The 26,027-nt window shown below is 60.3% G+C and carries 23 protein-coding genes; 10 read left to right on the forward strand and 13 right to left on the reverse strand.

Going from position 1 to position 26,027, the window contains the following annotated elements; genetic code table 11:
• Positions 1-5 precede the first annotated feature (5 nt).
• Genes HRH33_RS08470 through mfd form a run of 3 tightly spaced genes read right to left on the reverse strand, consistent with a single transcriptional unit; the run spans position 6 to position 6,736 of the window.
• On the reverse strand, positions 6-2,699 hold the full coding sequence (locus tag HRH33_RS08470; protein WP_167416525.1) for a DEAD/DEAH box helicase: 2,694 nt from the start codon (positions 2,697-2,699) through the stop codon (positions 6-8).
• A gap of 9 nt (positions 2,700-2,708) precedes the next feature.
• Positions 2,709-3,275 (reverse strand): CsiV family protein, encoded by a 567-nt coding sequence (locus HRH33_RS08475; protein ID WP_034137407.1) that lies wholly within the window; start codon positions 3,273-3,275, stop codon positions 2,709-2,711.
• An 11-nt stretch (positions 3,276-3,286) separates the two neighbouring features.
• On the reverse strand, positions 3,287-6,736 hold the full coding sequence (gene mfd / locus HRH33_RS08480; protein WP_167416526.1) for a transcription-repair coupling factor: 3,450 nt from the start codon (positions 6,734-6,736) through the stop codon (positions 3,287-3,289).
• Positions 6,737-7,076: 340 nt separating this feature from the next.
• Between mfd and HRH33_RS08485 the strand changes: the two genes are divergently transcribed.
• On the forward strand, positions 7,077-8,540 hold the full coding sequence (locus HRH33_RS08485) for a glyceraldehyde-3-phosphate dehydrogenase (RefSeq protein ID WP_034096484.1): 1,464 nt from the start codon (positions 7,077-7,079) through the stop codon (positions 8,538-8,540).
• Positions 8,541-8,711: 171 nt separating this feature from the next.
• Here the strand turns inward: HRH33_RS08485 and HRH33_RS08490 are convergent, their stop codons facing one another.
• Positions 8,712-9,245, reverse strand: coding sequence for a chalcone isomerase family protein (locus HRH33_RS08490; RefSeq protein ID WP_167416527.1), 534 nt, complete (start codon positions 9,243-9,245; stop codon positions 8,712-8,714).
• Between the two features lie 215 nt (positions 9,246-9,460).
• On the opposite strand from HRH33_RS08490, the gene sthA reads away from it, so the two are divergent.
• Complete coding sequence (gene sthA / locus HRH33_RS08495; RefSeq protein ID WP_034096486.1) at positions 9,461-10,855, forward strand: Si-specific NAD(P)(+) transhydrogenase; 1,395 nt, start codon at positions 9,461-9,463, stop codon at positions 10,853-10,855.
• 42 nt (positions 10,856-10,897) lie between these two features.
• On the opposite strand, the gene HRH33_RS08500 is transcribed toward sthA, so the two are convergent.
• The gene (locus HRH33_RS08500) at positions 10,898-11,620 is read right to left on the reverse strand and encodes a glycerophosphodiester phosphodiesterase (RefSeq protein WP_034096487.1); all 723 of its coding nucleotides are present in this window, start codon (positions 11,618-11,620) and stop codon (positions 10,898-10,900) included.
• A 44-nt stretch (positions 11,621-11,664) separates the two neighbouring features.
• Positions 11,665-12,249 (reverse strand): PilZ domain-containing protein, encoded by a 585-nt coding sequence (locus HRH33_RS08505; RefSeq protein WP_173603384.1) that lies wholly within the window; start codon positions 12,247-12,249, stop codon positions 11,665-11,667.
• A 94-nt stretch (positions 12,250-12,343) separates the two neighbouring features.
• On the opposite strand from HRH33_RS08505, the gene HRH33_RS08510 reads away from it, so the two are divergent.
• Genes HRH33_RS08510 through HRH33_RS08520 form a run of 3 tightly spaced genes read left to right on the forward strand, consistent with a single transcriptional unit; the run spans position 12,344 to position 15,588 of the window.
• A complete protein-coding gene (locus HRH33_RS08510) occupies positions 12,344-13,594 on the forward strand; it encodes a lipoprotein-releasing ABC transporter permease subunit (RefSeq protein ID WP_034096489.1) in 1,251 nt (416 codons plus the stop codon).
• 7 nt (positions 13,595-13,601) lie between these two features.
• Positions 13,602-14,285, forward strand: a complete 684-nt coding sequence (lolD, locus tag HRH33_RS08515) for a lipoprotein-releasing ABC transporter ATP-binding protein LolD (protein ID WP_162830773.1) — start codon at positions 13,602-13,604, stop codon at positions 14,283-14,285.
• Between the two features lie 58 nt (positions 14,286-14,343).
• Complete coding sequence (locus tag HRH33_RS08520) at positions 14,344-15,588, forward strand: lipoprotein-releasing ABC transporter permease subunit (protein WP_167416529.1); 1,245 nt, start codon at positions 14,344-14,346, stop codon at positions 15,586-15,588.
• A 99-nt stretch (positions 15,589-15,687) separates the two neighbouring features.
• Here the strand turns inward: HRH33_RS08520 and HRH33_RS08525 are convergent, their stop codons facing one another.
• Positions 15,688-17,043: a heavy metal sensor histidine kinase gene (locus HRH33_RS08525; RefSeq protein ID WP_167416579.1), complete on the reverse strand. Its 1,356-nt coding sequence runs from the start codon at positions 17,041-17,043 to the stop codon at positions 15,688-15,690.
• Positions 17,040-17,720, reverse strand: a complete 681-nt coding sequence (locus HRH33_RS08530; protein WP_094064618.1) for a heavy metal response regulator transcription factor — start codon at positions 17,718-17,720, stop codon at positions 17,040-17,042. Before HRH33_RS08530 ends, HRH33_RS08525 begins: the two co-directional genes overlap by 4 nt.
• A gap of 156 nt (positions 17,721-17,876) precedes the next feature.
• Between HRH33_RS08530 and copI the strand changes: the two genes are divergently transcribed.
• Both copI and queF read left to right on the forward strand, forming a co-directional pair.
• On the forward strand, positions 17,877-18,395 hold the full coding sequence (copI, locus tag HRH33_RS08535; protein WP_123480448.1) for a copper-resistant cuproprotein CopI: 519 nt from the start codon (positions 17,877-17,879) through the stop codon (positions 18,393-18,395).
• A gap of 68 nt (positions 18,396-18,463) precedes the next feature.
• A complete protein-coding gene (gene queF / locus HRH33_RS08540) occupies positions 18,464-19,294 on the forward strand; it encodes an NADPH-dependent 7-cyano-7-deazaguanine reductase QueF (RefSeq protein WP_034096494.1) in 831 nt (276 codons plus the stop codon).
• Positions 19,295-19,430: 136 nt separating this feature from the next.
• Here the strand turns inward: queF and HRH33_RS08545 are convergent, their stop codons facing one another.
• Complete coding sequence (locus tag HRH33_RS08545) at positions 19,431-19,697, reverse strand: DUF4404 family protein (RefSeq protein WP_094064616.1); 267 nt, start codon at positions 19,695-19,697, stop codon at positions 19,431-19,433.
• Between the two features lie 110 nt (positions 19,698-19,807).
• Positions 19,808-20,416 carry an HAD superfamily inactivated hydrolase PcrP gene (gene pcrP, locus HRH33_RS08550; protein WP_167416530.1) on the reverse strand — a complete coding sequence of 203 codons (609 nt, stop codon included), beginning with the start codon at positions 20,414-20,416 and terminating at the stop codon, positions 19,808-19,810.
• A gap of 196 nt (positions 20,417-20,612) precedes the next feature.
• Here pcrP and HRH33_RS08555 point away from each other — a divergent pair, with 196 nt between their 5' ends.
• The gene (locus HRH33_RS08555; RefSeq protein WP_167416531.1) at positions 20,613-21,302 is read left to right on the forward strand and encodes an MlaA family lipoprotein; all 690 of its coding nucleotides are present in this window, start codon (positions 20,613-20,615) and stop codon (positions 21,300-21,302) included.
• 62 nt (positions 21,303-21,364) lie between these two features.
• Here HRH33_RS08555 and HRH33_RS08560 read toward each other — a convergent pair whose 3' ends face one another.
• On the reverse strand, positions 21,365-21,661 hold the full coding sequence (locus HRH33_RS08560; RefSeq protein ID WP_173603385.1) for a PilZ domain-containing protein: 297 nt from the start codon (positions 21,659-21,661) through the stop codon (positions 21,365-21,367).
• Positions 21,662-21,938: 277 nt separating this feature from the next.
• On the opposite strand from HRH33_RS08560, the gene rssB reads away from it, so the two are divergent.
• Both rssB and rssC read left to right on the forward strand, forming a co-directional pair.
• A complete protein-coding gene (rssB, locus tag HRH33_RS08565) occupies positions 21,939-23,120 on the forward strand; it encodes a two-component system response regulator RssB (RefSeq protein ID WP_034137416.1) in 1,182 nt (393 codons plus the stop codon).
• On the forward strand, positions 23,120-23,602 hold the full coding sequence (rssC, locus tag HRH33_RS08570; protein ID WP_003172602.1) for an anti-sigma factor antagonist RssC: 483 nt from the start codon (positions 23,120-23,122) through the stop codon (positions 23,600-23,602). The genes rssB and rssC overlap by 1 nt, the downstream gene beginning before the upstream one ends.
• A gap of 161 nt (positions 23,603-23,763) precedes the next feature.
• Here rssC and tal read toward each other — a convergent pair whose 3' ends face one another.
• Positions 23,764-24,690 carry a transaldolase gene (gene tal / locus HRH33_RS08575; protein ID WP_034096500.1) on the reverse strand — a complete coding sequence of 309 codons (927 nt, stop codon included), beginning with the start codon at positions 24,688-24,690 and terminating at the stop codon, positions 23,764-23,766.
• 276 nt (positions 24,691-24,966) lie between these two features.
• Complete coding sequence (gene dusA / locus HRH33_RS08580; protein ID WP_173603386.1) at positions 24,967-25,986, reverse strand: tRNA dihydrouridine(20/20a) synthase DusA; 1,020 nt, start codon at positions 25,984-25,986, stop codon at positions 24,967-24,969.
• Between the last annotated feature and the right edge of the window lie 41 nt (positions 25,987-26,027).

Consider the following 26,027-nt stretch of genomic DNA (forward strand, 5'->3'; position numbering starts at 1 on the left):
CTCCGTCAACGCTTCTCCTGTTTATTGGGCAACGGCGCGAACAACGCCTCAATATCCTCGTTGCCCAACTGCCAATCACCCGTGGTTCGTCCATCCAGCACCCCCGCCGCCAGATCGGATTTTTCCTTTTGCAGGTGCTGGATTTTCTCTTCCACCGTGCCGCGCGCAATCATCTTGTAGACGAATACCGGTTTCTCCTGGCCGATGCGATAGGCACGGTCAGTGGCCTGGTTTTCCGTGGCCGGGTTCCACCAGGGATCGTAGTGGATCACGGTGTCGGCTTCTGTCAGGTTCAGGCCCACACCGCCGGCCTTCAGGCTGATCAGAAATATCTGCAGCTTGCCGCTCTGGAAGTCCTTGACCGGCGTGCGCCGATCACGGGTCTGCCCGGTCAGTAGTGCGTAGGCAATGCCGCGTTTTTTCAGCTCGGCTTCGATCAGGCTCAGCATCGAGGTGAATTGGGAAAACAACAGGATCCGCCGACCTTCGGCAAACAGCTCGTCGAGCATGTCCATCAAACTGTCGAGCTTGCCCGAGCTGCTGCCGCGAGCGGGCAGGGTGGCATCGTTGATCAGGCGCAGGTCGCAGCACACTTGGCGCAGCTTGAGCAGCGCCTCAAGGATGATGATCTGGCTGCGTGCCACGCCTTTGCGGGTGATCTCGTCGCGGACCTTCTTGTCCATGGCCAGACGCATCGTCTCGTACACGTCGCGCTGGGCTTCGTTGAGGTCGACCCAGTGGATGATCTCGGTCTTCGGCGGCAGTTCGGTAGCCACCTGTTCCTTGGTGCGACGCAGTAGAAACGGCTTGATCCGACCGTTCAGGTGCTGCAATCGCACATCGCTGGCGCGCTTTTCGATGGGCACGCGGTAGTCGCGGTTAAAGCTTTTCACATCGCCCAGCCAGCCCGGCAGCAGAAAGTGAAACAGCGACCACAGCTCGCCCAAGTGGTTTTCCAGCGGCGTGCCGCTCAGGCACAGGCGCTGCCGTGCGTTCAGTTCGCGTGCCGCCTGGGCGGCCTTGCTGGTCGGGTTCTTGATGTACTGCGCTTCGTCGAGGATCAGCACATGCAAGGGCAGGGTGGCCAGATGCTCGATGTCCTTGGGCAGCAGCGCATAGGTGGTGAGCAGCAGGTCATAGTCCTGCAAATTTGGGAGATGTTTCTTACGTCCGGCACCGTACAGTGCCAGTACTTTCAGTTGCGGGGTGAAGTGCGCTGCTTCATCGAGCCAGTTAGGGATCAGACTGGTGGGCATCACCACCATGCAGGGCCGGTCCAGGCGCCCGGCGTTTTTTTCGCTGAGAATATGCGCCAGGGTTTGTAGGGTTTTGCCCAGGCCCATGTCATCCGCCAGAATGCCGCCCACCTCTAATTGCCGCAGCGATTGCATCCAGCTCAAGCCTTCCAACTGGTAAGGGCGCAACGTCGCGTTCAAGCCTTCGGGGGCCGCGCAGGTGAAGTCCTTGATGTCCCGCAGGCGTTGGGCGAAGTTGCGGATTTTGTCACCGCCCTCCCATTGCAGAGGCAGGTCTTCCAGCGGGTTGAGTCGGACCGCATCGGCCTTGGCCAAGCGCAGCGCAGTACTGCCCGGTTCCTGCAGGTAGAACTCACCAAGGGTGGCCAGCACCGGTTTCAAGCGACCGTAGGGCAGCGCCACCTGCACGGGGCCATGGTCACCGTTGGGCGCGGCGGGGATGTTCACCAGGATCAGTTCATCGTCGCGGCGCCGTGCGAGCTTCTCCGGGTTGAGGATTTCGGTGTGAGAGCGCATCAGGTTCAGCAGGATCGGCAACAGGCTCAGTCGCTGGCCATTGACGATAATCCCCAACTCAAGGTCGAACCAATCACGTTCCGGGCCTTCATCGACGGTGGCGTACCAGTCGTCCACCGCGCTGAGGTCGAAGCCGAAATCGTCGTCGAGCAGCAATTCCCAGCCCTCGGCGCGTAGGGTCGGCGAGTCGTTGAGGGTGAAATTCAGCCAGGCGCTGTCGTTGACCATCTCGAACAGCTCGCCGGCGCTTTCCGGCAAGGCTTTGCTCTGGCGCGTGGCGATTTTGAAACCCAGCAGGCGCAGCTGTTCGCGGTAGGCCTGTTCCACCTCCGGGTGCCGCTTGATCCGCAGGCTCTGGGTTTCTTGACGCACGATGATGTCAGCGTGTTTTTGCCCGCTGACGTAGTTACCCAGGTAGTTGAACGCCAGTGCCGCGCGGTGCTGGATATAGCGTTGCATCTTGCCGTTGCGCGGTTCGAATGCGCTGAACTCGGCGCTGGCCAGCCACAGGCGCGGCACCGGTTGCACGTCCTCCATCAGCACTTGCGGCAGGACCACGCGGTTGTCCAGCACGGCCTGGAGTTTTTCCAGCAACTCGGCGTCTTGAGCTGCCGCCGGGTAGGCCAGGGTTTCTTGAACCTTGAGCAGCACAGCCGCGATATGTTTGCAGTTGCTGTGTACGGGGCAGGTGCAGCGGCTGTCCACCAGGAGCAGCGCGCCTTTGGCCGACTCGCGCAGCGAAATGGTCTGCCGGTACACATTGCCGCCCGAGCCTTCGCAACTGGCGATGATGGTGCTGTCGCCGGACTCGACAATCCGCACGCGGTTTTCCAACGCATAACGCCGCCCACGCTCCAGGCTTTGTTCTTTGAAGCGATTGGCCCACGAAGGGGCCAGGGGCTTGGTCAACGGCGGGGTGAGGGGCATGGCGCTGGATCAGTCCTGCAGGTCGGGCGGTGGTGCGCTGGGCGGTTTGGCGGTCAGTGAGGTGATCTTGATCAGCAGCGCCAAATGGCCGCCATCCAGGTAATTAAGCTGGTTGTTCTTGGTGCGCACGTCTTTCTGCGCCAGGTGTTCGCTGGCGACCACGCTGCCGTTGCTGTCGAACTGGTTGATCCAGAAATCCGCATCGATATCGGTGAAGCGGCCCAGTTGCAGGTTCAGCACGCCCTCGATGGGGAATTGGCCGAACTGCTCCTGACCCTCGGCGATGGCGATTTTCACCGGTTGTTCGCCGAGGTTCTGCTCCCAGGCCTTATGGGCCAATACCGTGTAGTTGGCGTCGCCACGCAGTTTGTCGACGATAGCGCTCAGGCGCGGCGGGCTCATTTTGTCGCCCAGGCGCTCAGCGCCGTCATCCCAGGTTTCCGGCGCGGCGCGACTGTAGATCACCGGTTCGGCGTTCTGACGCACCAGGATCATTTCCACCTGGTACGGGCTGTCGGCAAACGCCGGGGGCGCAAGTATCACTAACAACAGGCTCAGAATGCGGGACAGGCGCATTGGGGCGTCCTTCAAACAGATTTCGGGATAAGGCGCTCGAACAGCGCCTCCAGGGTATTGAAGCGTTCGTCGGCGCGTTCCATCGGCACCATGAATTTGAACAGCGTAGCCCCTTCGAACTTGTAGCGGTTGGGCTGGCCCTGGATCAGTTTGATCAGTACCAGCGGGTCGACCGGCGTCTGCGCTTCGAATTCGATACGCCCGCCCTGGGGCCCGGCGTCGACCTTCTTGATCCCCAGTTGCTCGGCCTGCAATTTGAGTAGGGTCAGGCGTACCAGGTTCTTGGTCGGCTCCGGCAGCAGGCCGAAGCGGTCGATCATCTCCACTTGCAGGTCCTTGAGCCCCTCTTCATCGGTGGCCGAGGCGATGCGTTTGTACAGGATGAGTCGCGCGTGCACATCCGGCAGGTAGTCCTCGGGAATCAACGCCGGCAGGCGCAGGTTGATTTCCGGACCGCCACCCAAGGGTTGATCGAGGTTCGGCTGTTCGCCCTTGCGGATGGCTTTGACCGCCCGCTCGAGCATTTCCATATATAAGGTGAAACCCACGGCCTGGATCTGCCCGCTCTGGCCGTCACCCAGCAGTTCGCCGGCGCCACGGATTTCCAGGTCGTTGGTGGCCAGCACAAAGCCGGCGCCGAGGTCCTGGGTGTTGGCGATGGCTTCCAGGCGTTTCTCCGCGTCGCCGGTGATCTGCTGGCGTGGCGGGGTGAGCAAGTACGCGTAGGCCTGGTGATGGCTGCGTCCGACCCGGCCGCGCAACTGGTGCAGTTGCGCCAGGCCGAACTTGTCGGCGCGCTCGATGATGATGGTGTTGGCGCTCGGCACGTCGATGCCGGTCTCGATGATGGTCGAGGCGATCAGCACGTTGAAGCGCTTGTGGTAGAAGTCGCTCATTACCTGTTCGAGTTCGCGCTCGCGCATCTGGCCGTGGCCGATGGCGATCCGCGCTTCGGGCACCAGTTCGGCGAGGTCGGCAGCGCATTTCTCGATAGTCTTGACGTCGTTGTGCAGGTAATACACCTGGCCGCCGCGCAGCAACTCGCGCAGCAGCGCTTCCTTGACCGTGCTTTTGTTCTGCTCCATCACGAACGTGCGCACTGACAGGCGACGCGCCGGTGGCGTGGCGATGATGGACAGATCACGCATGCCCGACACCGCCATGTTCAGCGTGCGCGGAATCGGCGTGGCGGTCAGGGTGAGGATATCGACTTCGCTGCGCAGGGCCTTGAGCTGCTCTTTCTGGCGCACGCCGAAACGGTGTTCTTCGTCGATGATCACCAGGCCCAGGTTTTTGATCTTCACATCGTCCGACAGCAGCTTGTGAGTGCCGATCACGATATCGATCTTGCCTTCGGCCAGGTCGGCGACGGCGGCGTTCACTTCTTTGGCGGACTTGAAGCGGCTCATCACTTCCACGGTCACCGGCCAGTCGGCAAAGCGATCGCGAAAGCTGTTGTAGTGCTGCTGGGCGAGCAGGGTGGTGGGCACCAGAATTGCCACTTGCTTGCCGCCGTGCACCGCGATGAAGGCGGCGCGCATGGCCACTTCGGTCTTGCCGAAGCCCACGTCGCCACACACCAGGCGGTCCATCGGCTTGGGCGCGAGCATGTCGGCGCGCACGGCTTCGATGGTGGTCTGCTGATCCGGGGTTTCTTCAAAGGCGAAACCGGCGCTGAAGGTGGCGTAGTCGGCTTTCGGGTCGGCGAATGCATAACCTTCGCGCGCCGCGCGCCGGGCGTAGATGTCCAGCAGCTCGGCGGCCACATCGCGCACCTGCTCGGCGGCCTTGCGCTTGGCTTTTTGCCAGGTCTCGGAACCCAGGCGATGCAGCGGCGCCAGGGCGTCGTCGCTGCCGGTGTAACGCGCAATCAGGTGCAGGTTGGCCACCGGCACATAGAGCTTGGCGCCCTCGGCGTATTCCATGGTGAGGAATTCGGCGGCCTGGTTGTCGATCTCCAGGGTCTGCAGGCCCAGGTAGCGGCCGACACCGTGGTCGATATGCACCACCGGCGCGCCTTCGCGCAGTTCGGTGAGGTTTTTGATCACCGCGTCGTTGTTGGCGTCCGCGCGTTTTTCCCGGCGCCGACGCTGCATCACGCGTTGACCGAACAATGGGCTCTCGGCGATCAACGCCAGGGCTGGGTCATTCAGCAGCAAGCCTTCGTCCAGGGGGGCGATGGTGATCGCCAGGCGATCCTTGCTCGCGACGAAGTCCGGCCAACTGTCGACGTTCTTCGGGCGCAGTTTGAGGCGTTCGAGCAACTCCAGCAGCACTTCGCGGCGCCCGGCGGATTCGGCGGTAAACAACACGCGGCCCGGGAAGTCGCCAAGGAAGGTGGACAGCGCTTCCAGCGGCTGGTTGGCCTTAGCTTCAATCGCCAAGTCAGGCAGCGCTTGCGCGGGGAAGCGCTCGCGGCCAGTGCCGGCATCCACGTCCTGCTGGCTGGCGACGACCCGCGGCCAGTTTTTCAGGCGCGCGAAACAATCTTCCACCGGCAGGAACAGCTCGGCGGGCGGCAATAAAGGACGGGAAGGGTCGACGCGGCGCTCTTCGTAGCGATTGCGCACGTCGTTCCAGAAGTTTTCCGCGGCCTGCTCGATGCCCGGCAGCGAGAACACTTGGGTGTCCTGGGGCAGGTAGTCGAACAGGGTGGAGGTTTCGTCGAAAAACAGCGGCAGGTAGTACTCGATACCGGCGGGTGTAATCCCGCTGCTCAGGTCTTGGAAGATCGGGCAGCGGCGGAAGTCGACGTCGAAGCGTTCACGGAAACGCGCTTTGAACCGGGTCACCGCATCTTTTTGCAACGGAAATTCCCGCGCCGGCAGCAGCTTGATCGATTCGACTTTGTCGATGGAGCGCTGGTTTTCCGGATCAAAGGTGCGCAGGGTTTCGATTTCGTCGTCGAACAGATCGATGCGATAAGGCAACTTGCTGCCCATCGGGAACAGGTCGATCAGCGCGCCACGCACTGCGAACTCGCCGTGCTCGTACACGGTGTCCACACAGCGGTAGCCGCTGGCTTCCAGGCGCGTGCGCATCTGTTCGACATCGAGCTTCTGGCCGACATCCAGCACCAGACTGCTGCCCAGCAGGAACTTGGTCGGCGCCAGGCGGTGCAGCGCCGTGGTGATCGGCACCACGAGCACGCCGTGGGCCAGTTCCGGCAGACGGTACAGGCTGGCGATGCGCTGGGAAATGATGTCCTGATGCGGTGAGAACAGGTCGTAAGGCAGGGTTTCCCAATCGGGAAAATGCAGCACCGGCAAATCGGGGGCGAAGAAGCTCAGCTCCTGCTCCAACCGTTCGGCGCTTTGGCTATCGGCGGTAAGCAGCAGGGTAAAGCGCTTGGCTGCGCTGGCAGCCTCGGCGATGGCCAGGCTCAGGGCGGCACCGGGCAGGTTGCCCCAGTGCTGTTTACCTGCCGCGGCAGGGAGTTGCGGTAGACGCAGAACGGGCACGGAAGGTTGAGCTCCAAGCGTTGCGACAAAGTCGGTAATTGTAACGGCCCCAGGTGCCGCCTGTCAGTTGCTGACTGAGCCTATTACGGTTTGTAGGAAATGTAGTGGCTAAGACAAACAAAGCGGTGTTTTGACTCAATATGTAGTGCCAAAACACATGGGGTTTTCGGAGAGTTACGGACAAGTCGCCCGAGGCGTTCCAATGGTGGCCTTCTGAAAGCCGCGTATTTACTGGGCTGCAGCGGGGTCGCTTTTTTTCGCAAGGCCTTTTTGTTGTGGTCGGCGCATTGCTCCGAGGGCGGTCGGGCGTCATAATGTAGCCCCTTTTTTCAGCCCCTACATGTGGAAGGTTCCCGTGACTCAGAAGCCCGACCAGTGTCTTGGTGAATGGATCGACCGTGAAGCACTCGCAGAAGCGATGATCCCGCTCATCGGTCAGCTCTACCGCAATAACAATGTGGTGAGTTCGATCTATGGCCGCAGCCTGATCAACCAGTCAGTCATCGCGATTCTCAAGGCGCATCGCTTTGCTCGCCATCGTTCTGCCGACGACAGCGAACTCTCCGTCCACGAAACATTCCCCCTGCTCAAGGCCATGAGCGAGCTCAAGCTCGGCGCGGCTTCGGTAGACCTGGGCAAATTGGCCTACAAATTCCGTACCGAAGCCAACGGCCGTAGCGCCGAGCAGTTCGTGCGTGAGGAAATGGCCGATGTGGTTGGCCAGCAAAACGCCGCCGCTCGCAAGGGCACCGACGTCGTGCTGTATGGCTTTGGCCGTATCGGCCGCCTGCTGGCGCGCATCCTGATCGAAAAAACCGGTGGCGGCGACGGCCTGCGTCTGCGTGCCATCGTGGTGCGCAAAGGCGCCGAGAATGACCTGACCAAGCGCGCCAGCCTGCTGCGTCGCGATTCGGTCCACGGCCCGTTCAATGGCACCATCGTCATCGACGAAGAAAACAACACCATTACCGCCAACGGTAACCTGATCCAGGTGATCTACGCGAAGAACCCGACCGAGGTGGACTACACCCAGTACGGCATCAAGGACGCCCTGCTGGTGGATAACACCGGTGTATGGCGTGATGCCGAGGGCCTGGGCCAGCACTTGCAGTGCCCAGGTATCGCTCGCGTTGTTCTGACCGCGCCTGGCAAGGGCAAGCTCAAGAACATCGTGCACGGCATCAACCACGCTGAAATCACCGCTGACGATAAGATCGTGTCTGCCGCGTCCTGCACCACCAACGCCATCGTGCCGGTGCTCAAGGCCGTCAACGACAAGTTCGGCATCGTGAATGGTCACGTTGAAACCGTTCACTCGTACACCAACGACCAGAACCTGATCGACAACTTCCACAAAGGCGATCGCCGTGGTCGTAGCGCCGCGTTGAACATGGTGATCACCGAGACCGGTGCCGCCACCGCCGCTGCCAAGGCCCTGCCTGAATTGGCCGGCAAGCTGACCGGCAACGCGATCCGTGTTCCGACGCCTAACGTGTCGATGGCCATTCTCAACCTGAACCTTGAGAAAGCCGCTACCCGCGAAGAGATGAACGAGTACCTGCGCTACATGGCGCTGCACTCCGATCTGCACAAGCAAATCGACTTCGTCAATTCTCAGGAAGTGGTGTCCACCGACTTCGTCGGCTCGCGCCACGCCGGTGTGGTGGACGCAGAAGCGACCATCACCCAGGACAACCGCGTTGTGCTGTACGTGTGGTACGACAACGAGTTCGGTTACAGCTGCCAGGTGGTGCGTGTGATGGAAGACATGGCCGGGGTCAACCCGCCTGCGTTTCCGCGCTAAGCCTCTGCGCTGAATGAAAAAGCCCCGACTGGTTCGGGGCTTTTTTGTGGCTAGGTTTTTGTGTGGCCTGGGGTGCCTGATCGGGGGCAAGCCCCCTCCCACAGTTTGATTTGTGAATATATTCAAAGGTGGGAGGGGGCAGCCCCCGATAGTGGTGGTGCAGCCGACACATCAATTCAGCAATCGATCCCGCAAACTGTCCGACAACCCCCCAGGCGCGAGCCAGATGCCTAGGTAGGCCCTCGCCAGTTCATCATCAACACTGCTGAACACCACCTGCCCATTGATCTCCAGCTTCAAACCGCGACCGGGATGAAAATCCAGGGCATAACGATCACCTTTGCGGATGTCACGAAAACTGCCGTGCAATTTATCCAGTTCCGGCTTTAATCGAGCGTTGGCGTGTTGGCGCGCCAGGGTGGTCGTGGCGGCCTTGATCACGTCACTGCGGTCGATGTCGCGAAAGTAACACAGCGTCAGGCGCAGGGCTTTCTGCTGGTCCCAGGCGTGCCTTGCGCTGAGCCCTGCCGGGGCATACAGCGCTGCGGCATACACGTCTGCCCACAGATAGTTGAGCACCGCCTGGTTTTTTCGCGTCAGTCCCTCGACCTGTGCCGGGAAGCCAGCTTGCTTGAGGCGCTGCGCATCGCTGGCGTGCGCCGTGATCGACACCATCAGCATTAAACAAAACAATAGTTGTCGCATAATGGGCTCATCCTGAAATCGGCGCTGATTTGCGTCCTGTAGTATGGCAAGACTGGCCTATGACGCGACCAAGGGTTAATGTGCGCGGCGTTGAGCCTTATATAGACTGTGCCCCGGTTCACACACTTGAGCCAAATTGTCCTTCATGACCGCTGGCCGCGGCATGATTTAGCCCGGCGTCCTACCGTACGCCTGGCCTGTTCTGAGGAGTACGCATGGCTGTCTACAACTACGACGTGGTGGTACTGGGTTCCGGCCCAGCTGGAGAAGGTGCGGCGATGAACGCCGCGAAGGCAGGGCGCAAGGTGGCGATGGTCGATAGCCGTCGCCAAGTCGGCGGTAACTGCACCCACCTGGGTACCATCCCGTCCAAGGCCTTGCGTCACTCGGTGCGCCAGATCATGCAGTTCAACACCAACCCGATGTTCCGGGCTATTGGTGAGCCGCGTTGGTTTTCGTTCCCGGATGTGTTGAAAAGCGCCGAGAAAGTCATCTCCAAGCAGGTGGCCTCGCGCACCGGTTACTACGCCCGTAACCGTGTCGACCTGTTCTTCGGCACCGGCAGCTTCGCCGACGAGCAGACCATTGAAGTGGTGTGTTCCAACGGCGTGGTCGAGAAACTGGTGGCCAAGCACATCATCATCGCCACCGGGTCGCGCCCGTATCGCCCGGCGGATATCGATTTCCATCACCCGCGTATCTACGATAGCGACACCATCCTGAGCCTGGGCCACACCCCGCGCAAACTGATCATCTACGGTGCCGGCGTGATCGGCTGTGAGTACGCGTCGATCTTCAGTGGCCTGGGTGTTCTGGTGGAGCTGGTAGACAACCGCGATCAGTTGCTGAGTTTCCTCGACTCGGAAATTTCCCAGGCGTTGAGTTACCACTTCAGCAACAACAACATCACCGTGCGCCATAACGAAGAGTACGAGCGGGTCGAAGGCCTGGACAACGGGGTGATCCTGCACCTCAAGTCCGGCAAGAAGATCAAGGCCGACGCCTTGCTGTGGTGCAACGGGCGTACCGGCAACACCGATAAGCTGGGCATGGAAAACATCGGGGTCAAGGTCAACAACCGTGGCCAGATCGAAGTGGACGAGAATTACCGTACCTGCGTGGCCAACATCTATGGCGCCGGTGACGTGATCGGCTGGCCGAGCCTGGCCAGTGCCGCCCATGACCAGGGCCGTTCGGCCGCCGGCAGCATCGTCGATAACGGCAGCTGGCGCTATGTGAACGACGTGCCCACCGGCATCTACACGATTCCGGAAATCAGCTCCATCGGTAAGAACGAGCACGAGCTGACCAAGGCCAAGGTTCCCTACGAAGTGGGCAAGGCGTTCTTCAAGAGCATGGCGCGTGCGCAAATCGCCGGTGAGCCGCAAGGCATGCTGAAGATTCTGTTCCACCGTGAAACCCTGGAGGTCCTCGGCGTGCATTGCTTCGGCTATCAGGCGTCGGAGATCGTGCACATCGGCCAGGCCATCATGAACCAGCCGGGTGAGCAAAATACCCTCAAGTATTTTGTGAACACCACCTTCAACTACCCGACCATGGCCGAAGCCTATCGGGTAGCGGCCTACGACGGTCTCAACCGGCTTTTTTGAGCGGCTCCGGCCGGTGGCCTGAGCCGGCCGGGGAGACCGATTTCAGTAATTCCCGAGGGTGGCAGTGGCCAAACCGGGAAAGTCTGTAATCAGGCTATCTACGCCGAAGTCGGCGAGCCTGCGCATCAGCGCGGGTTCGTTGACCGTCCACACGGATACGTGCAAACCCTGGCGCTGGGCTTTGGCCAGGCGCTCGGGGGTGCACAACGTCCAATTCAATGCCAAGTACTCACAGCCATAGTTCTGCGCGACCTTCAGCGGGTCGAGCCAGGCGTATTCGGCCACCAGCCCGCGTGATAGGTCTGGGGTGAGTTCCACCGCCGCCTTGAGCACTTCCCTTGAGCTGGACGTAACGGTGACCTTGTCCATCAGGCCGAAGCGCACCGCCATCTCGCGGATCGCCAACACAGTGGTCGCGGCGCGGGTGCGCGAAGCGCTTTTGACTTCCAGTTGCCAGTGATCGAAATCGCATTGTTCGAACAGTTCTTCCAGGCGCGGGATAGGGCAGGGCGAGACCCAGCCCGGGCCGCCCTTGCGCGCGTCCATTTTCACCAGGTCGGCCGCCGAATACTCGACCACCTTGCCGCGCCGGTCGGCGGTGCGCTTGAGGGTCGGGTCGTGGATGACCATCAGCTCGCCATCCATGGACAGGTGCAGGTCCAGTTCGCAGCGGCGTACACCGTGCTTGAGGCATTGCTGAAAGCTGGTCAGGGTGTTTTCCGGTGCTTCGCCTTTGGCGCCGCGATGGCCGTAAATCAGGGTCACAGTTGCTCCTTTTCGCCAGATCGTCCGGCGGGGTGTATACGAATTCAGGTGGCCTGGGCGTCGCTTTTTTCCCGCGCCAGGCGCCGCTCCTGGGCTTGTTTTTGCAGGATGTAGCGCGCCAGCAACTGGCGTTGGGCATCGGTCATGGATTCAAATTCCGTGCCGACGTCGAAGCCATCGCCTTTGGCGTCGCAATGGGTGACCTTGGCGCGCAGCAACAGGCCCAGCGCCTGGGGCATCAGCACCAGCTTGACCGCCACGTGGGCACCCACAGGCAAGGATGAGGGGTGTTGGAAGTCGATGCCGCCTTCGGAGATGATCACGGGCTGCGGCGCGCCCACTTCGTCCAGCAGGCCGAGCGCCATGACTTGGCTGAGCAGGTCCAGGCGTTTGTTCTGGACTTTGAGGAAGGCCGCCAGGCTTCGATCTTTCTCGCTGATCTGGCGCAACAGGTGCTGGGCTTCGAATTCGCTCAGGTGCAATTCACTGAGCAGGTTGAACAGCGTTGAATCATCCAGCAACACTTCCTTGCCCGCTGCTTCAGGGGCAGACAGGCTTTTGATTTGAAGTGCGATCATGTCGTCGATACGGTAGTATTCGCGGCGCTCTTCTTCATCTAATGTCGTCATGGCGAACCCCTGCTGGCGGTAATGGTCTGAGTGTAAAGCTGCTTACCAGACCCCGCCACCGGGACGTCTTCTTTTCCTCCGAACAAGCCCCGACATGTTCAGACCTCTCTTCGTATTTATCGGCACGCGTTATACCCGTGCAAAGCGTCGCAATCATTTTGTGTCGTTCATTTCCTTGACCTCGATGATCGGGCTCGCCTTGGGCGTGGTCGTGATGATTGTGGTGCTGTCGGTGATGAACGGTTTCGATCATGAGATGCGCACCCGCGTGCTGGGCATGGTGCCCCACGCGACCATCGAAGCCAGTGAGCCCATCAGTGATTGGCAAAGCCTGGCCGATAAGGTCAAGCAGAACCCCAAGGTCGTGGCGGTTGCGCCGTTCACCCAGATGCAGGGGCTGCTGACCAACGACGGCAAGGTGCAGAAGATCCTGCTTAACGCCATCGACCCGGCCCAGGAACGCAAGGTCTCGATCATCGACCAGTTCATGCTGCAGGGCCGGCTCGACGACCTGGCCCCGGGCAGTTTTGGCATCGTTATCGGTGACAAGGCCGCGGCCAAGCTCGGCGTGGGTATCGGTGACAAGCTCACCTTCGTCGCCCCGGAAGTCACGGTGACCCCGGCCGGCATGTTTCCGCGCATGAAGCGTTTTACCGTGGTCGGCACCTTCCACGTCGGCGCTGGCGAGATCGACGGCTACCTCGGTCTGACCAACCTCACCGACCTGGCGCGCCTGCATCGCTGGCAGCCGGACCAGGTGCAGGGCCTGCGCCTGAAATTCAGTGACTTGTTCGACGCCCCGCGCGGCGCCTGGGAAATTGCCCAGCACCTGGGCGAGTCCGAGTATTACGCCCGCGACTGGACCCGCACCCACGGCAACCTGTACCAGGCCATCCGCATGGAAAAAGCCATGATCGGTCTGCTGTTGCTGCTGATCGTTGCCGTGGCGGCGTTCAACATCATCTCCACCCTGGTGATGGTGGTGAACGACAAAAAAGGCGACATCGCCATCCTGCGCACCCTCGGCGCCACGCCGGGTCAGATAATGGCGATCTTTATGGTGCAGGGCACCGTGATCGGTGTGGTCGGTACCTTGATCGGCACTGCCGTCGGGATCCTTGCTGCGTTGAACGTCAGCGCGGCCATCGCCGCTCTGGAAACCCTGATCGGCCACAAGTTTCTCAACGCCGACGTCTACTTCATCGACTATCTGCCGTCCCAGGTCCAGACCCAGGACGTGTTGATGGTAGGCGGCGCGGCGTTGGTCCTGAGTTTCCTTGCCACCCTGTATCCAGCCTGGCGCGCGGCACGTACCCAGCCAGCACAGGCCTTACGTTATGAGTGAATCGGGCATGAGTGAAAAAGCAATCCTGAGCTGCCGCAACCTGGGCAAATCCTACGAGGAAGGCCCGGAGTCCGTGGTGGTGCTGTCCAACCTGCAGCTTGAACTGCATCCGGGCGAGCGCGTGGCGATCGTCGGCAGTTCCGGTTCCGGCAAAAGTACCTTGCTCAACCTGTTGGGCGGCCTCGATACCCCGTCCCAGGGCAGCGTCTGGTTGGCCGGTGAAGAGTTGTCGGCCCTGGGCGAGAAAGCCCGTGGCCAGTTGCGCAACCGCTCGCTGGGCTTTGTGTATCAGTTTCACCACCTGTTGCCGGAGTTCACTGCTCTGGAAAACGTATGCATGCCATTGCTGATCGGCAAAACCGCGATCCCCGAGGCCCGTCAACGTGCGACGGCGCTGCTGGAGCGTGTCGGCCTCGGCCATCGCCTGGAGCACAAACCCGCGGAGTTGTCCGGCGGCGAGCGTCAGCGTGTGGCCATTGCCCGTGCCCTGGTGAACAACCCGGGCCTGGTGATGCTCGACGAGCCCACCGGCAACCTCGATTCGCACACCGCCCAGGGCATCAAGGACCTGATGCTGGAACTGAGCACCCAGATGCGCACCGCGTTCCTGGTGGTGACCCATGACATGAGCATGGCTCGGCAGATGGACCGCGTGTTGCACTTGCAGGAAGGTCATCTGGTCGCCATCTGACCTGTTTCAAGCCCGGCGCATGATGCCGGGTTTTCTATTTTTCCAACGGTGCCCGCGAATGTTCAGACCGTTATCGATTTTTATCGGCACGCGCTATACCCGCGCCAAGCGCCGCAACCGTTTTGTCTCGTTTATCTCGATGACCTCGATGATCGGCCTCGCCCTCGGCGTACTGGCGATGATCGTGGTGCTGTCGGTGATGAACGGCTTCCAGCGCGAAATGAGTTCGCGCATTCTCGGCATGGTGCCCCATGCGACCATTGTCGGCGTGAAGCCCATTGACGATTGGCAGCCAGTGGCCGCCGCGGCGATGAAGAACCCGCAGGTCACCGCTGCGGTGCCTTTCACGCAAATGGACGGCATGTTTTCCTATAAGGGTGCCATGCAGCCGATTGAAATCAGCGGCGTCGACCCGGCCCAGGAAGGCAAGGTGTCGATCGTGGCCCAGCATATCGTGCGCGGCAAACTGGAAGACTTGAGGCCCGGCGAGTTCGGCGTGGTGGTCGGTGAGATCACCGCGCGGCGTTTCCGCCTCAATGTGGGCGACAAGCTGACCCTGATCGTGCCGGAACTCAGCAGCGCGCCGGGCGGCATCACCCCGCGCATGCAGCGGTTGAATGTGGTGGGGATCTTCAAGGTCGGCGCCGAGCTGGATGGCTCCATGGCCTTGATCAACATGGCCGACGCCGCCGAGATTCAGCATTGGCAGCCGAACCAGGTGCAAAGCGTGCGTCTGGCGGTGAAAGACTTGTACGCGGCACCCAAGGTTTCGGCGGATATCGCCGCCAGCCTGGGCGCGGGCTACAAGGCCGATGACTGGACCCACACCCAGGGCAGCCTGTTCAGCGCCATGAAAATGGAAAAAACCATGATCGGCCTGTTGCTGCTGATGATTGTCGCCGTGGCCGCGTTCAACATCATCGCCACGTTGATCATGGTAGTGAATGACAAGGGCGCGGACATCGCGATCCTGCGCACCATCGGCGCCACGCCGCGACAGATCATGGCGATTTTCATGGTGCAGGGCACCGTGATCGGCATCGTCGGTACCTTGATCGGCGGCGTACTCGGCGTGATCGCGGCACTGAACGTGAGCGAACTGGTGGGCTGGCTGGAGCGCGTGACCGGGCAGCATATCTTCAGTTCGGATGTGTACTTTGTCAGTAACCTGCCCTCCGAGCTGCAGGGCGGCGACGTGCTGCTGATCTGCTCGGCCGGTTTTGTGCTGAGCTTTCTGGCGACGATCTACCCGGCGTATCGTGCGGCGAAGATCGAGCCGGCCCACGCGCTGAGATATTCGTAATCATTGAGACCGCTATCGGGGGCAAGCCCCCTCCCACATAAGAACGGCATTCAAGGTGTGGGAGGGGGCTTGCCCCCGATAGGGCCGGCCCATCTTGCATCAACTTACCCTGGGCAACTCAATCACAAACCTTGTCACTCCAGCCGCGGATTCACAAAAAATCCGCCCCCCATGGGCCCGCACGATCGACTGGGTAATCGCCAAGCCCAAGCCGGCATGCTCGCTGCTGCCTTCGCGCCGCGCTGGATCTGCCCGATAGAAGCGGTCGAACAATCTCGGCAGTAACTGCGCCGGGATGCCATCGCCAGTGTTTTCCACCGCCAACCTCACCCCGTGCGCATCCTCAAGCATCGTCACCCGCACTTCGCCCCCGGCGGGGGTGAAGCGCAGCGCGTTGTCCAGCAGGTTCGACAACGCCCGGCGCAACATGCCGCGATCGCCGCGTGTGTAGGCAGCGCCCTCACGCACCAGGCGCACATTGGCGTCTTCGGCCAGCAGCGCAAAAAACTCCAGCAGCGCCTCCACTTCATCCGCCAGCGCCAGGGGCTCACGCTTGGGCGTGAGCAACCCATGGTCGGCCTTGGCCAGGTACAACATGTCGTTGACCAACTGCGCCATCCATTGCAGTTCTTCCAGGTTGCTGTGCAGCGCTTCGCGATAATCTTCCAGCGGGCGCGGCTGGGTGAGGATGACTTGGGTGTGGGTCAGCAGGTTCGACAGCGGCGTGCGCAGTTCATGGGCGATGTCGGCGGAGAACGCCGAGAGGCGCTGGAATGCGTCATCCAGGCGACCGAGCATGGCATTGAAGGCCTGGGCCAGCTCCGCCAGTTCGGCGGGCATATGTTGCTGGGGCAGGCGCTGGGTTAGGGAATTGGCCGACACACTGGCCGCGACTTCGCCCATGCGCCGCAGAGGCCGCAACCCGCTGCGCGCAGCCCAGGCGCCGAGCAGGGCGGTGGCCAGTGCCGAGAGGCCGACGGTAAGCCAGATCAAATGCTGCATGCGTTGCAGGAAATGCTGATGGTGGGTGATATCGAGCAGCAGGCTCAGTTGCGGCGAACCGGCCTGGCCCGCAATCAGTGGTGCGTTGAGCACCCGATAGTCCGTGCCGGCCTGTCGCAGGCTATGCAGGCCGGGCGATTCCGGCAGGGTCAGGTTCGCTGTGCTGTCAAACCAGCGCTGGCCGGCAGCCGTGACACGCAGCGTCAGGTCCGGTTGGCGGCTGAGTTCGGCGTGCAAAGGGGCTTGGTGTTGAGCGAACGCCTGCGGGGAATCGACGCCTTGCAGGGCGCCGCGTAGCGCCATCAGTTTGCTGTCCAGCAGTTGCTGATCCAGCTCCAGGAAATGCGCCTCGCTGGCTCGATTGAACAGCACGCCGGCCAACAGCGAGACCACCGCAGTACAGGCGGCAAACAACAGCGCCAGGCGGCTGGCCAGGGACAGGCGGCGGATCAATTGCACCGCTCCTCCAGCACATAGCCCATGCCGCGCACGGTGTGGATCAGTTTATTGGGGAAGTTGTCATCGACTTTCAGGCGCAGACGGCGGATCGCCACTTCGATGATGTTGGTATCGCTGTCGAAATTCATGTCCCACACCTGGGAGGCAATCAGCGACTTGGGCAACACTTCGCCCTGGCGCCGCAGCAGCAATTCGAGCAGGGAGAATTCCTTGGCCGTGAGGTCGATACGTTGGCCGTCGCGTTCGACGCGGCGGCGGATCAGGTCCAGGCGCAGGTCGGCCAACTGCAGCGCAGTCTCCTGGGGCGCACTGCTACCGCGTCGTAACAGGCTGCGCACGCGGGCCAGCAGTTCGGAAAAGGCGAACGGTTTGACCAGATAATCATCGGCGCCCAGTTCCAGGCCATGCACGCGGTCTTCCACGGCGTCACGCGCGGTGAGGAACAGTACCGGCACATCCAGCCCGGCGGCACGCACCGCTTGCAGGATTTGCCAGCCGTCGCGGTCCGGTAGCATGACGTCGAGGATCAACAGGTCGTAGTCACCGGACAATGCCAGGTGCTGCCCGGTAGTACCATCGATCGCCAATTCGGTGGTGAAACCTGCCTCGGCCAGGCCCTGGCGCAGGTAGTGGCCGGTTTTTGGTTGGTCTTCGACGATCAGCAGTTTCATGGGCGGCTCTAGGCAACGGGTAACGAAGGGCTTTATACCGTGGGCGCCAGGGCAAAGGCGCAACCTGACAAAGTTGTAATCTAGCAGTCAGCTGGCTGGCAGCGGCGCCATCTTAGAGTGCGTCTCAAGCGGATTACATTTTTTTGGAGAATAGCGATGGCATTGCGTACACCCCTGCTATTGGCGGGCTGCCTGTTGGCGTTGAGCTTCGATGCGCTGGCCGATGGGGCTTCCACCTATGCGTTCGGCCAGCCGGCGCCGGCCGACAAAGCCACGCGTACCGTGGAAGTGACGATGCAGGACATTGCCTACTCGCCAGCATCCATCGATGTAAAGGCCGGTGAGACGGTGCGTTTCGTACTGGTCAACAAAGGCAACCTGCTGCACGAATTCAACCTGGGCGACGCGGCGATGCATGCGCAGCACCAGAAGGAAATGTTGCAGATGCAGGCCAGCGGCATGCTCACCGCCACCGGCATGGGAAAAATGGACCACAGCGCCATGGGGCACGGTGGGATGATGAAACATGACGATCCCAACAGCGTGCTGGTGGAGCCGGGCAAGACGGCTGAACTGACGTGGACCTTCAAGCAAGCCACTGGCCTGGAGTTCGCGTGTAACCTACCGGGCCACTATCAGGCCGGCATGGTGGGTAAGGTCAACGTCAGCCAGTAAGCGGCTGAGGCGCAAAGGCGGGGGCAAGGCTGTTAGACTGGCGCGGTTTATTTAGCCAGGTTTCCGCCATGCATCCCGCAGCCGAACATTCGCCGCTGGGCAAGTCCAGTGAATACATCTCCACTTACACTCCGTCGTTGCTGTTCCCGATTCCCCGCGCCGCCAAGTGGGCCGAGCTGGGCCTTAGCGCCGAAACCCTGCCGTACCAAGGCGTGGATTTCTGGAACTGCTTCGAGCTGTCGTGGCTGTTGCCATCGGGCAAACCGGTGGTGGCCATCGGTGAATTCAGTATCCCCGCCGATTCGCCGAACATCATCGAATCCAAGTCTTTCAAGCTGTACCTCAACTCGTTGAACCAGAGTGCTTTTGCCGATAGCCAGAGCCTGGAAGCGACCCTGCGCGCCGACCTCAGCGCGGCGGCCGGCAAACCGGTGGGCGTGCGCATCCGCAGCCTGGCCGACGTGGAAGCCGAAGGCGTACAGGCGCTTCCGGGTGTCTGCATTGACGATCTGGATATCAAGGTCAGCAGTTACGAGCATCCGCGCCCAGAGCTGCTGCGCTGTGATGCATCGCGCATCGTCGAGGAGAGCGTGCATAGCCATTTGCTCAAGTCCAATTGCCCGGTCACCAGTCAGCCGGACTGGGGCAGCGTGGTGGTGGAGTACCGGGGGGCGGCGCTGGATCACGCCAGTTTGCTGGAATACTTGGTGAGCTTCCGCCAGCACTCGGACTTCCATGAGCAGTGCGTGGAGCGGATTTTCCTGGATGTGCAGCGTTTGCTGAAGCCGGAGAAGCTAACGGTATATGCACGGTATGTGCGGCGGGGTGGGTTGGACATCAACCCATATCGAAGCACCGAGAATACTCAGTTCTTAAATATGAGGCTCGCGCGTCAGTAAGCCTTTACCCAAAAATACTGTGGGAGCTGGCTTGCCTGCGATTGCGATCTTTCAGTCATTTATCCAGTGACTGATACGTCGGTATCGCAGGCAAGCCAGCTCCCACACTTGGTTTTGGGTTCGGCTTGGGCTTGGGTTAGATGCCCATGCTGCCCAGGGTAGTGACTATATTGCGAAACGTTCCAGCCAGCCCGGGATGACTGGATTCAAACTCGATCGCCGCTTTGTTGAAATCGTCGGCAATGCTGGGTGACTGGGCGCCCGGTTCCATTTGAAGTTGAAAATTCAAATCGGCAACCAGTTTTTCCAGTGCTTGGCGCTTTTCGAGGGGCAAGTCTGGATGCTCTTCCAGTTGTTTGCTCACTATATCGGCCTGCTGTTTTAACTTCTCGCGATCAGGCATCACATTCTTCCTTTTATCGATAGGCACTGGCATAGACCGCGCCACGCCGGGAAAGGTCTACGGACTTACTCGTAGATTAATCCACTGGCGGCGACTGTGCATGATCTCGATCAGGGCTTCTCGCCTTTGAGTTGGCGCAGGCTGATGTCCGCCAGGCAGGTGCCGAGTTCGCCGAGGTGATCGATCACCGAGTGCACGCCCAGCCCATACAACGCCACGGTGGCTTTACCGCGCTTGTACTCGCGTTCCTGTTCGCTGAGCGCTTGCCATTGCTCGGGTGCCAGGCCGCACAGCGAGCCGCAGGAGGCCAGGCCGATGGTCCACAGTCCGGCATTCAAGCCTGACTGCAGCAGGCGTGGCTCGCCGCTGACCAGTACGCAGCCTCCCAAACGCTCGATATTCAACTCCATCAAGGCTTGCCAGCAGGCATGGGGCGCCGGCCAGCGGATCGAGGAGGGCGTCGCGGCCTTCAGCCAGTGCGGCAGTACGGCTGCCAATGGCGTGGTCACGATAGGCGGCAGCTCATCCAACCAGGCGCACGGTACGCCTTGTTCCTTCAGGCTGCGTAGGACGTTCAGAGCGCCTGGGGTGGCTTGGGAGTGTGGCGACGATGAGTCGGTGCGCGCCTGGGAACCAAAGTCCACTAGGCAGCCACTCAGGCCGAACAACACGGCAGTCAAGGTAGGAGCGCTGGCGTTGGCAATTTCGGCGTGTGGCATGTCGACGTCCCTGAAATAGCTCAAACGCTATCGAGACGGGATGACAAGGCGATGACAGCTTTATTTAATTGTAGGAATTTTGTCCATTTTGCGTATGTCGTTTCCTAGCGGCTGCCTAATTGGATACTTCCGTCATATACTAACGGCCTTATTCAGGGCATAGCGCCCATGACAGACTATTCAAGGAGCTAAAGCTATGCGCTGGAGCCATTATTTCGCTCAGCTGTCGGTGTGTGCCGCAGTGATGCTGGCGCCGTTCGCCGTACAGGCTGCATCGGAAGACGATCCATGGGAAAGCATCAACCGCCCGATCTTCACATTCAACGACACGGTTGATACCTACGCCCTCAAGCCTTTGGCTCAAGGCTATCAGTGGATCACCCCGCAATTTGTCGAAGACGGCATCCATAACTTCTTCCGCAATATCGGCGATGTCGGCAACCTGGCCAACAACGTGCTGCAACTCAAGCCCCATAACGCAGGTGTGGATACGGCCCGTTTGCTGGTCAACACCACATTTGGCGTGCTCGGCTTTATTGATGTCGGCACCAAAATGGGGCTGCAACGCAGTGATGAAGACTTCGGCCAAACCTTGGGTTACTGGGGCGTGGGCAGCGGTCCGTACGTGATGCTGCCGCTGTTGGGGCCTAGTACGCTGCGTGATGCACCGTCCAAGTATGTCGATAGCTACACCCAGCCGTATCGCTATATGAACGATATCGACTGGCGCAACAGCACCATGGGCCTGAACATCATCGACACCCGTGCCAGCTTGCTCGACAGTGAGAAGCTGATCACCGGTGACAAGTACACTTTCATCCGCAATGCTTACCTGCAGAACCGCGAGTTCAAGGTTCGAGATGGCAAGGTGGTTGACGACTTTTAAGCTGTGACATATTGAAATGAAAAAGGCGACCTCTGTAGGGTCGCCTTTTTTGTGCGCGCTTTTCAGCTCTTTTTCAAGATTTTGAGCCCCAGCTTCTGTTGCCCGTCTTGCGCGTTGACCCAAACCACCTCGGTATCGGCTTCAAAGCCCTTGAGTGCTGCGTGCTCGGATTCAATGCGCACCCTCAGCAGGTCACCGACGCTGAATTGACGAGGCGCCTGCACCTGCATACCGGAGCTGGAAAGGTCCAGGCACACACCTTCAATTTCCTGGCCTGCGTGGATCAAAGACACATTGGTATCCACCCGCATGCGGATGAAATCGCGTTTTTCGGCGTAGTCGCGCTCTCGGTCGCTCATCGGTTTCATCCTTACTTTGTGTTGTGGTCTTGGCTGTTCTTATAACTCCCGGTGATTTGCGGTGTAAAGACGCCCGGCGACCATCGGCATGAGCTTGAAACACCTGGCGGATGGGAGTACCGTCTGCGCCTTAGAAGGGCACCTCTGCTTTACAGTTGTGCGTGGGCAAAAGGCCTATGCTTTGTAGGACAGAGAGGCTAGAAAGCGAATCCAGTAGTATGAGCCCGGCCATTGCCGTGCCGCCTACGCCAACCTAATTCTGGCGCCGTTTGCCCACATGCAAAAAACCAGTGCCACGCTGCTGATAATCGATGACGACGAAGTAGTGCGCGCGAGCCTCGCGGCCTATTTGGAAGACAGTGGCTTCAGCGTCCTGCAGGCCAGTAATGGCCAACAGGGTCTCCAGGTGTTCGAGCGCGATAAGCCCGACCTCGTGATCTGCGACCTGCGCATGCCCCAGATGGGTGGCCTTGAGCTGATTCGCCAAGTCGCCGAGCTGGCGCCGCAGACGCCGGTGATTGTGGTGTCCGGCGCTGGCGTGATGAATGATGCCGTCGAAGCCTTGCGCCTGGGCGCCGCCGATTACCTGATCAAACCCCTGGAAGACCTGGCGGTGCTGGAGCACTCGGTACGCCGTGCCCTGGACCGTGCGCGTCTGCTGCTGGAAAACCAGCGCTACCGTGAAAAGCTCGAAACCGCCAACCGCGAGTTGGAAGCCAGCCTGAATCTGCTGCAGGAAGACCAGAACGCCGGTCGTCAGGTACAGATGAACATGCTGCCGGTAAGCCCGTGGACGATCGATGAGTTCCGGTTTGCCCACCAGATCATCCCGTCGCTGTACCTGTCGGGAGATTTTGTCGACTATTTCCGCGTCGATGAGCGTCGCGTTGCGTTCTACCTGGCGGACGTGTCCGGCCACGGTGCTTCATCCGCCTTCGTGACCGTGCTGTTGAAATTCATGACCACACGGCTGTTGTTTGAATCCAAGCGCAATGGCACCTTGCCGGAGTTCACTCCGTCACAGGTACTGGGCCACATCAATCGAGGCCTGATCAGCTGCAAGCTGGGCAAGCATGTGACGATGGTCGGCGGCGTGATTGACGAAGAAACCGGTCTTTTGACCTACAGTATCGGCGGTCACCTGCCGATGCCTGTTTTATACACTCCCGACAGTGTGCGTTACCTGGAAGGCCGTGGCCTGCCCGTAGGCTTGTTCAATGAAGCCACCTACGAAGACCATATTCTGGAACTGCCGCCGACGTTCAGTCTTACGCTGATGTCCGACGGCATTTTGGATCTTCTTCCAGAGCCTACACTCAAAGAGAAAGAAGCTGCCTTGCCCCAACGGGTCAAGTCGGCGGGCGGCAGCCTGGATGGCTTGCGGCAGGTTTTTGGATTGGCCACGCTGGGGGAGATGCCGGATGATATCGCCCTACTGGTGTTGAGCAGGAATCTTTGATGAGTACCGGAAGAATCCAATTCGCCGAGCAAGACGGGACGTTTGTCCTGAAGTTTGTCGGTGAAGTGCGCCTGACCTTGTGTTCGGCGCTGGATGCGACGATTGAGCGGATCTTCACTGCGCTGAACTTCTCGGCGATCGTGATCGATCTGACCGAAACCCGCAGTATCGATAGCACCACGCTGGGGCTGCTGGCCAAGCTGTCCATTCTGTCGCGCCAGAAGGTCGGCCTGTTGCCGACGGTGGTGACGACCCACGAGGACATCACCCGTCTATTGCAATCCATGGGCTTCGATCAGGTGTTCAACATCGTCGATCGCCCGATACCTTGCCCGGAATGCCTGACAGACCTGCCCTCCCAGGACCAGTCCGAGGAAGTAGTGCGGGTCAAAGTGCTGGAGGCGCACAAGATCCTCATGGGCCTCAACGAATCCAACCGCGAAGCCTTCCACGATCTGGTCAACGCCCTCGAGCGCCACTGAGCCTCTGCCTAACATTCGCCCCATTGTGGGAGGGGGCTTGCCCCCGATAACGCAGTGTCAGTCAATGTATCTTCCCCTGTTGAAATGACATCGGCCTGAGACATCGACACAAAAAAGGGCGGTACCCTCACAGGTACCGCCCTTTTTGTCGCCTCCGCCGTTTACAGCTTAGCGGACAGCAGTGCCTCCAGCTTCTCCTGGTCCCGCGCAAACTGGCGAATACCCTCGGCCAGTTTCTCGGTTGCCATCGCATCCTCGTTGGACTCCCAACGGAACTGCGCTTCAGTCATATGCACGCGCGCCTCGCCCGCATGGCCTGGCGACAACTTACGCTCCAACTTGCCTTCATCCGCCGCCAACTTTTCCAACAAGTCCGGGCTGATGGTCAGGCGATCACAGCCGGCCAGTTCTTCGATCTGGCTCAGATTGCGGAAGCTCGCGCCCATGACCACGGTTTTGTAGCCATTGGCCTTGTAGTAGTTGTAGATGCGCGTCACCGACTGCACACCTGGATCGTCGGCGCCGGTGTAGTCATTGCCATTGGCTTTCTTGTACCAGTCGTAGATGCGGCCCACGAACGGCGAGATCAGGAACACACCGGCTTCGGCACAGGCCACGGCTTGGGCGAAGGAGAACAGCAGCGTCAGGTTGGTCTGGATGCCTTCTTTTTCCAGCTTTTCCGCAGCGCGAATACCTTCCCAGGTGGAGGCGATTTTGATCAGTACACGGTCACGGCCAACGCCGGCTTTTTCGTAAAGGTCGATCAGGCGGTGCGCACGCTTGAGTATCGCGCCTTCGTCGAACGACAAACGGGCGTCCACCTCGGTGGAAATACGGCCCGGTACCACTTTGAGAATCTCTTGACCCACCGCCACCGCAAACCGGTCGCTGGCCAGGCCTACATCACCGTTGCAGTCCTGCACGCATTCATCCAACAGCTTGGCATAACCTGGAATCGATGCGGCCTTGAGCAGCAGGGAAGGGTTGGTGGTGGCATCCTGCGGCTTGAGCTTGGCGAGCGTGGAAAAATCGCCGGTATCGGCTACGACGGTGGTGAACTGCTTGAGTTGTTCCAGCTTGGAAGTCATGGGCGTGCTCTGTCCTATGGGTCTGATGACATTACCCGAGCGCCAACAAGCGCTCAAGGGCGCAAATGCGTTCGATCGTTTGCGAGGGCAACAACCTGAAAACAGCCGTTTGAATTACCGGCCGTGGTGATCAATAGGAGGACAAAAGCGCCCGCAGGTTCAACCCAACTGCCCGAATACCTGCTGACGAAACCAGGTCAAAATGTGGAAGGGGGCTTGCCCCCGATGGCAGCGCCAGCCAATCCGCAGCTTGGCTGCCCCCTGCAAGCAATCCCATCAACGCCCTTCCAGCAGAGCCCCAGCCTGATCCAGCAACGCCAGCGGATCCGCCGCCTTATGAATATCCACCGACAACAACTGCCTGAACTTGCGCGCCCCAGGGAAACCAGTGCCCAAGCCCAGCACATGCCGAGTAATGTGATGCATCGTCCCACCACTCGCCAGATGCTCAGCAATATAGGGGCGCAGCTGCGCCAGCGCCTGGGCACGACTGATCACCGGCGCCTCGCTGCCAAACAATTGCTGATCCACCTCCGCGAGCAGATAGGGGTTGTGATATGCCTCACGTCCGAGCATCACTCCATCAAACGTCTGCAAATGCTCCTGGCACTGCTCAAGCGTCTTGATCCCACCATTGAGCACGATCTCCAACGCCGGAAAGTCCTGCTTCAACTGCGCCGCCACGTCATAGCGCAACGGTGGAATGTCGCGGTTTTCCTTCGGCGACAGGCCTTCAAGAATCGCAATCCGCGCATGCACCGTAAAACTGGTGCAGCCTGCCTCGTTGACTGTCCCGACGAAATCACACAACTGGGCATAGCTGTCGCGGCCGTTGATACCGATGCGATGCTTGACCGTCACTGGAATCGACACTGCATCACGCATCGCCTTCACACAATCGGCCACCAGCGCCGGATGCGCCATCAGGATCGCGCCAATCATATTGTTCTGCACACGATCGCTGGGGCAGCCGACGTTCAGATTCACCTCATCGTAACCAGCCGCCTCGGCCATGCGCGCACAGGCCGCCAAATCGGCGGGAACACTGCCGCCCAGTTGAAGCGCCAGCGGGTGCTCGGCTTCGTTGTGGCGCAGGAAGCGCTCGTGATCGCCATGCAGGATCGCACCGGTGGTGACCATCTCGGTGTAGAGCAAGGCGTGCTTGGAGAGCAGGCGTAGGAAGAACCGGCAGTGGCGGTCGGTCCAATCCATCATCGGCGCCACGCTGAACCGGCGTGACGGCTCTGAGCGGGAAGGGCTAGCTTTTACTGGAGATAAGGCTTTTTCGGAATTCATTAATACTGATCTTTTATACAGCGGTTTTTACCCGTTTTCCC

The sequence above is a fragment of the Pseudomonas rhodesiae genome, from assembly GCF_013285305.1.
GTDB classification, from domain to species: domain Bacteria; phylum Pseudomonadota; class Gammaproteobacteria; order Pseudomonadales; family Pseudomonadaceae; genus Aquipseudomonas; species Aquipseudomonas rhodesiae.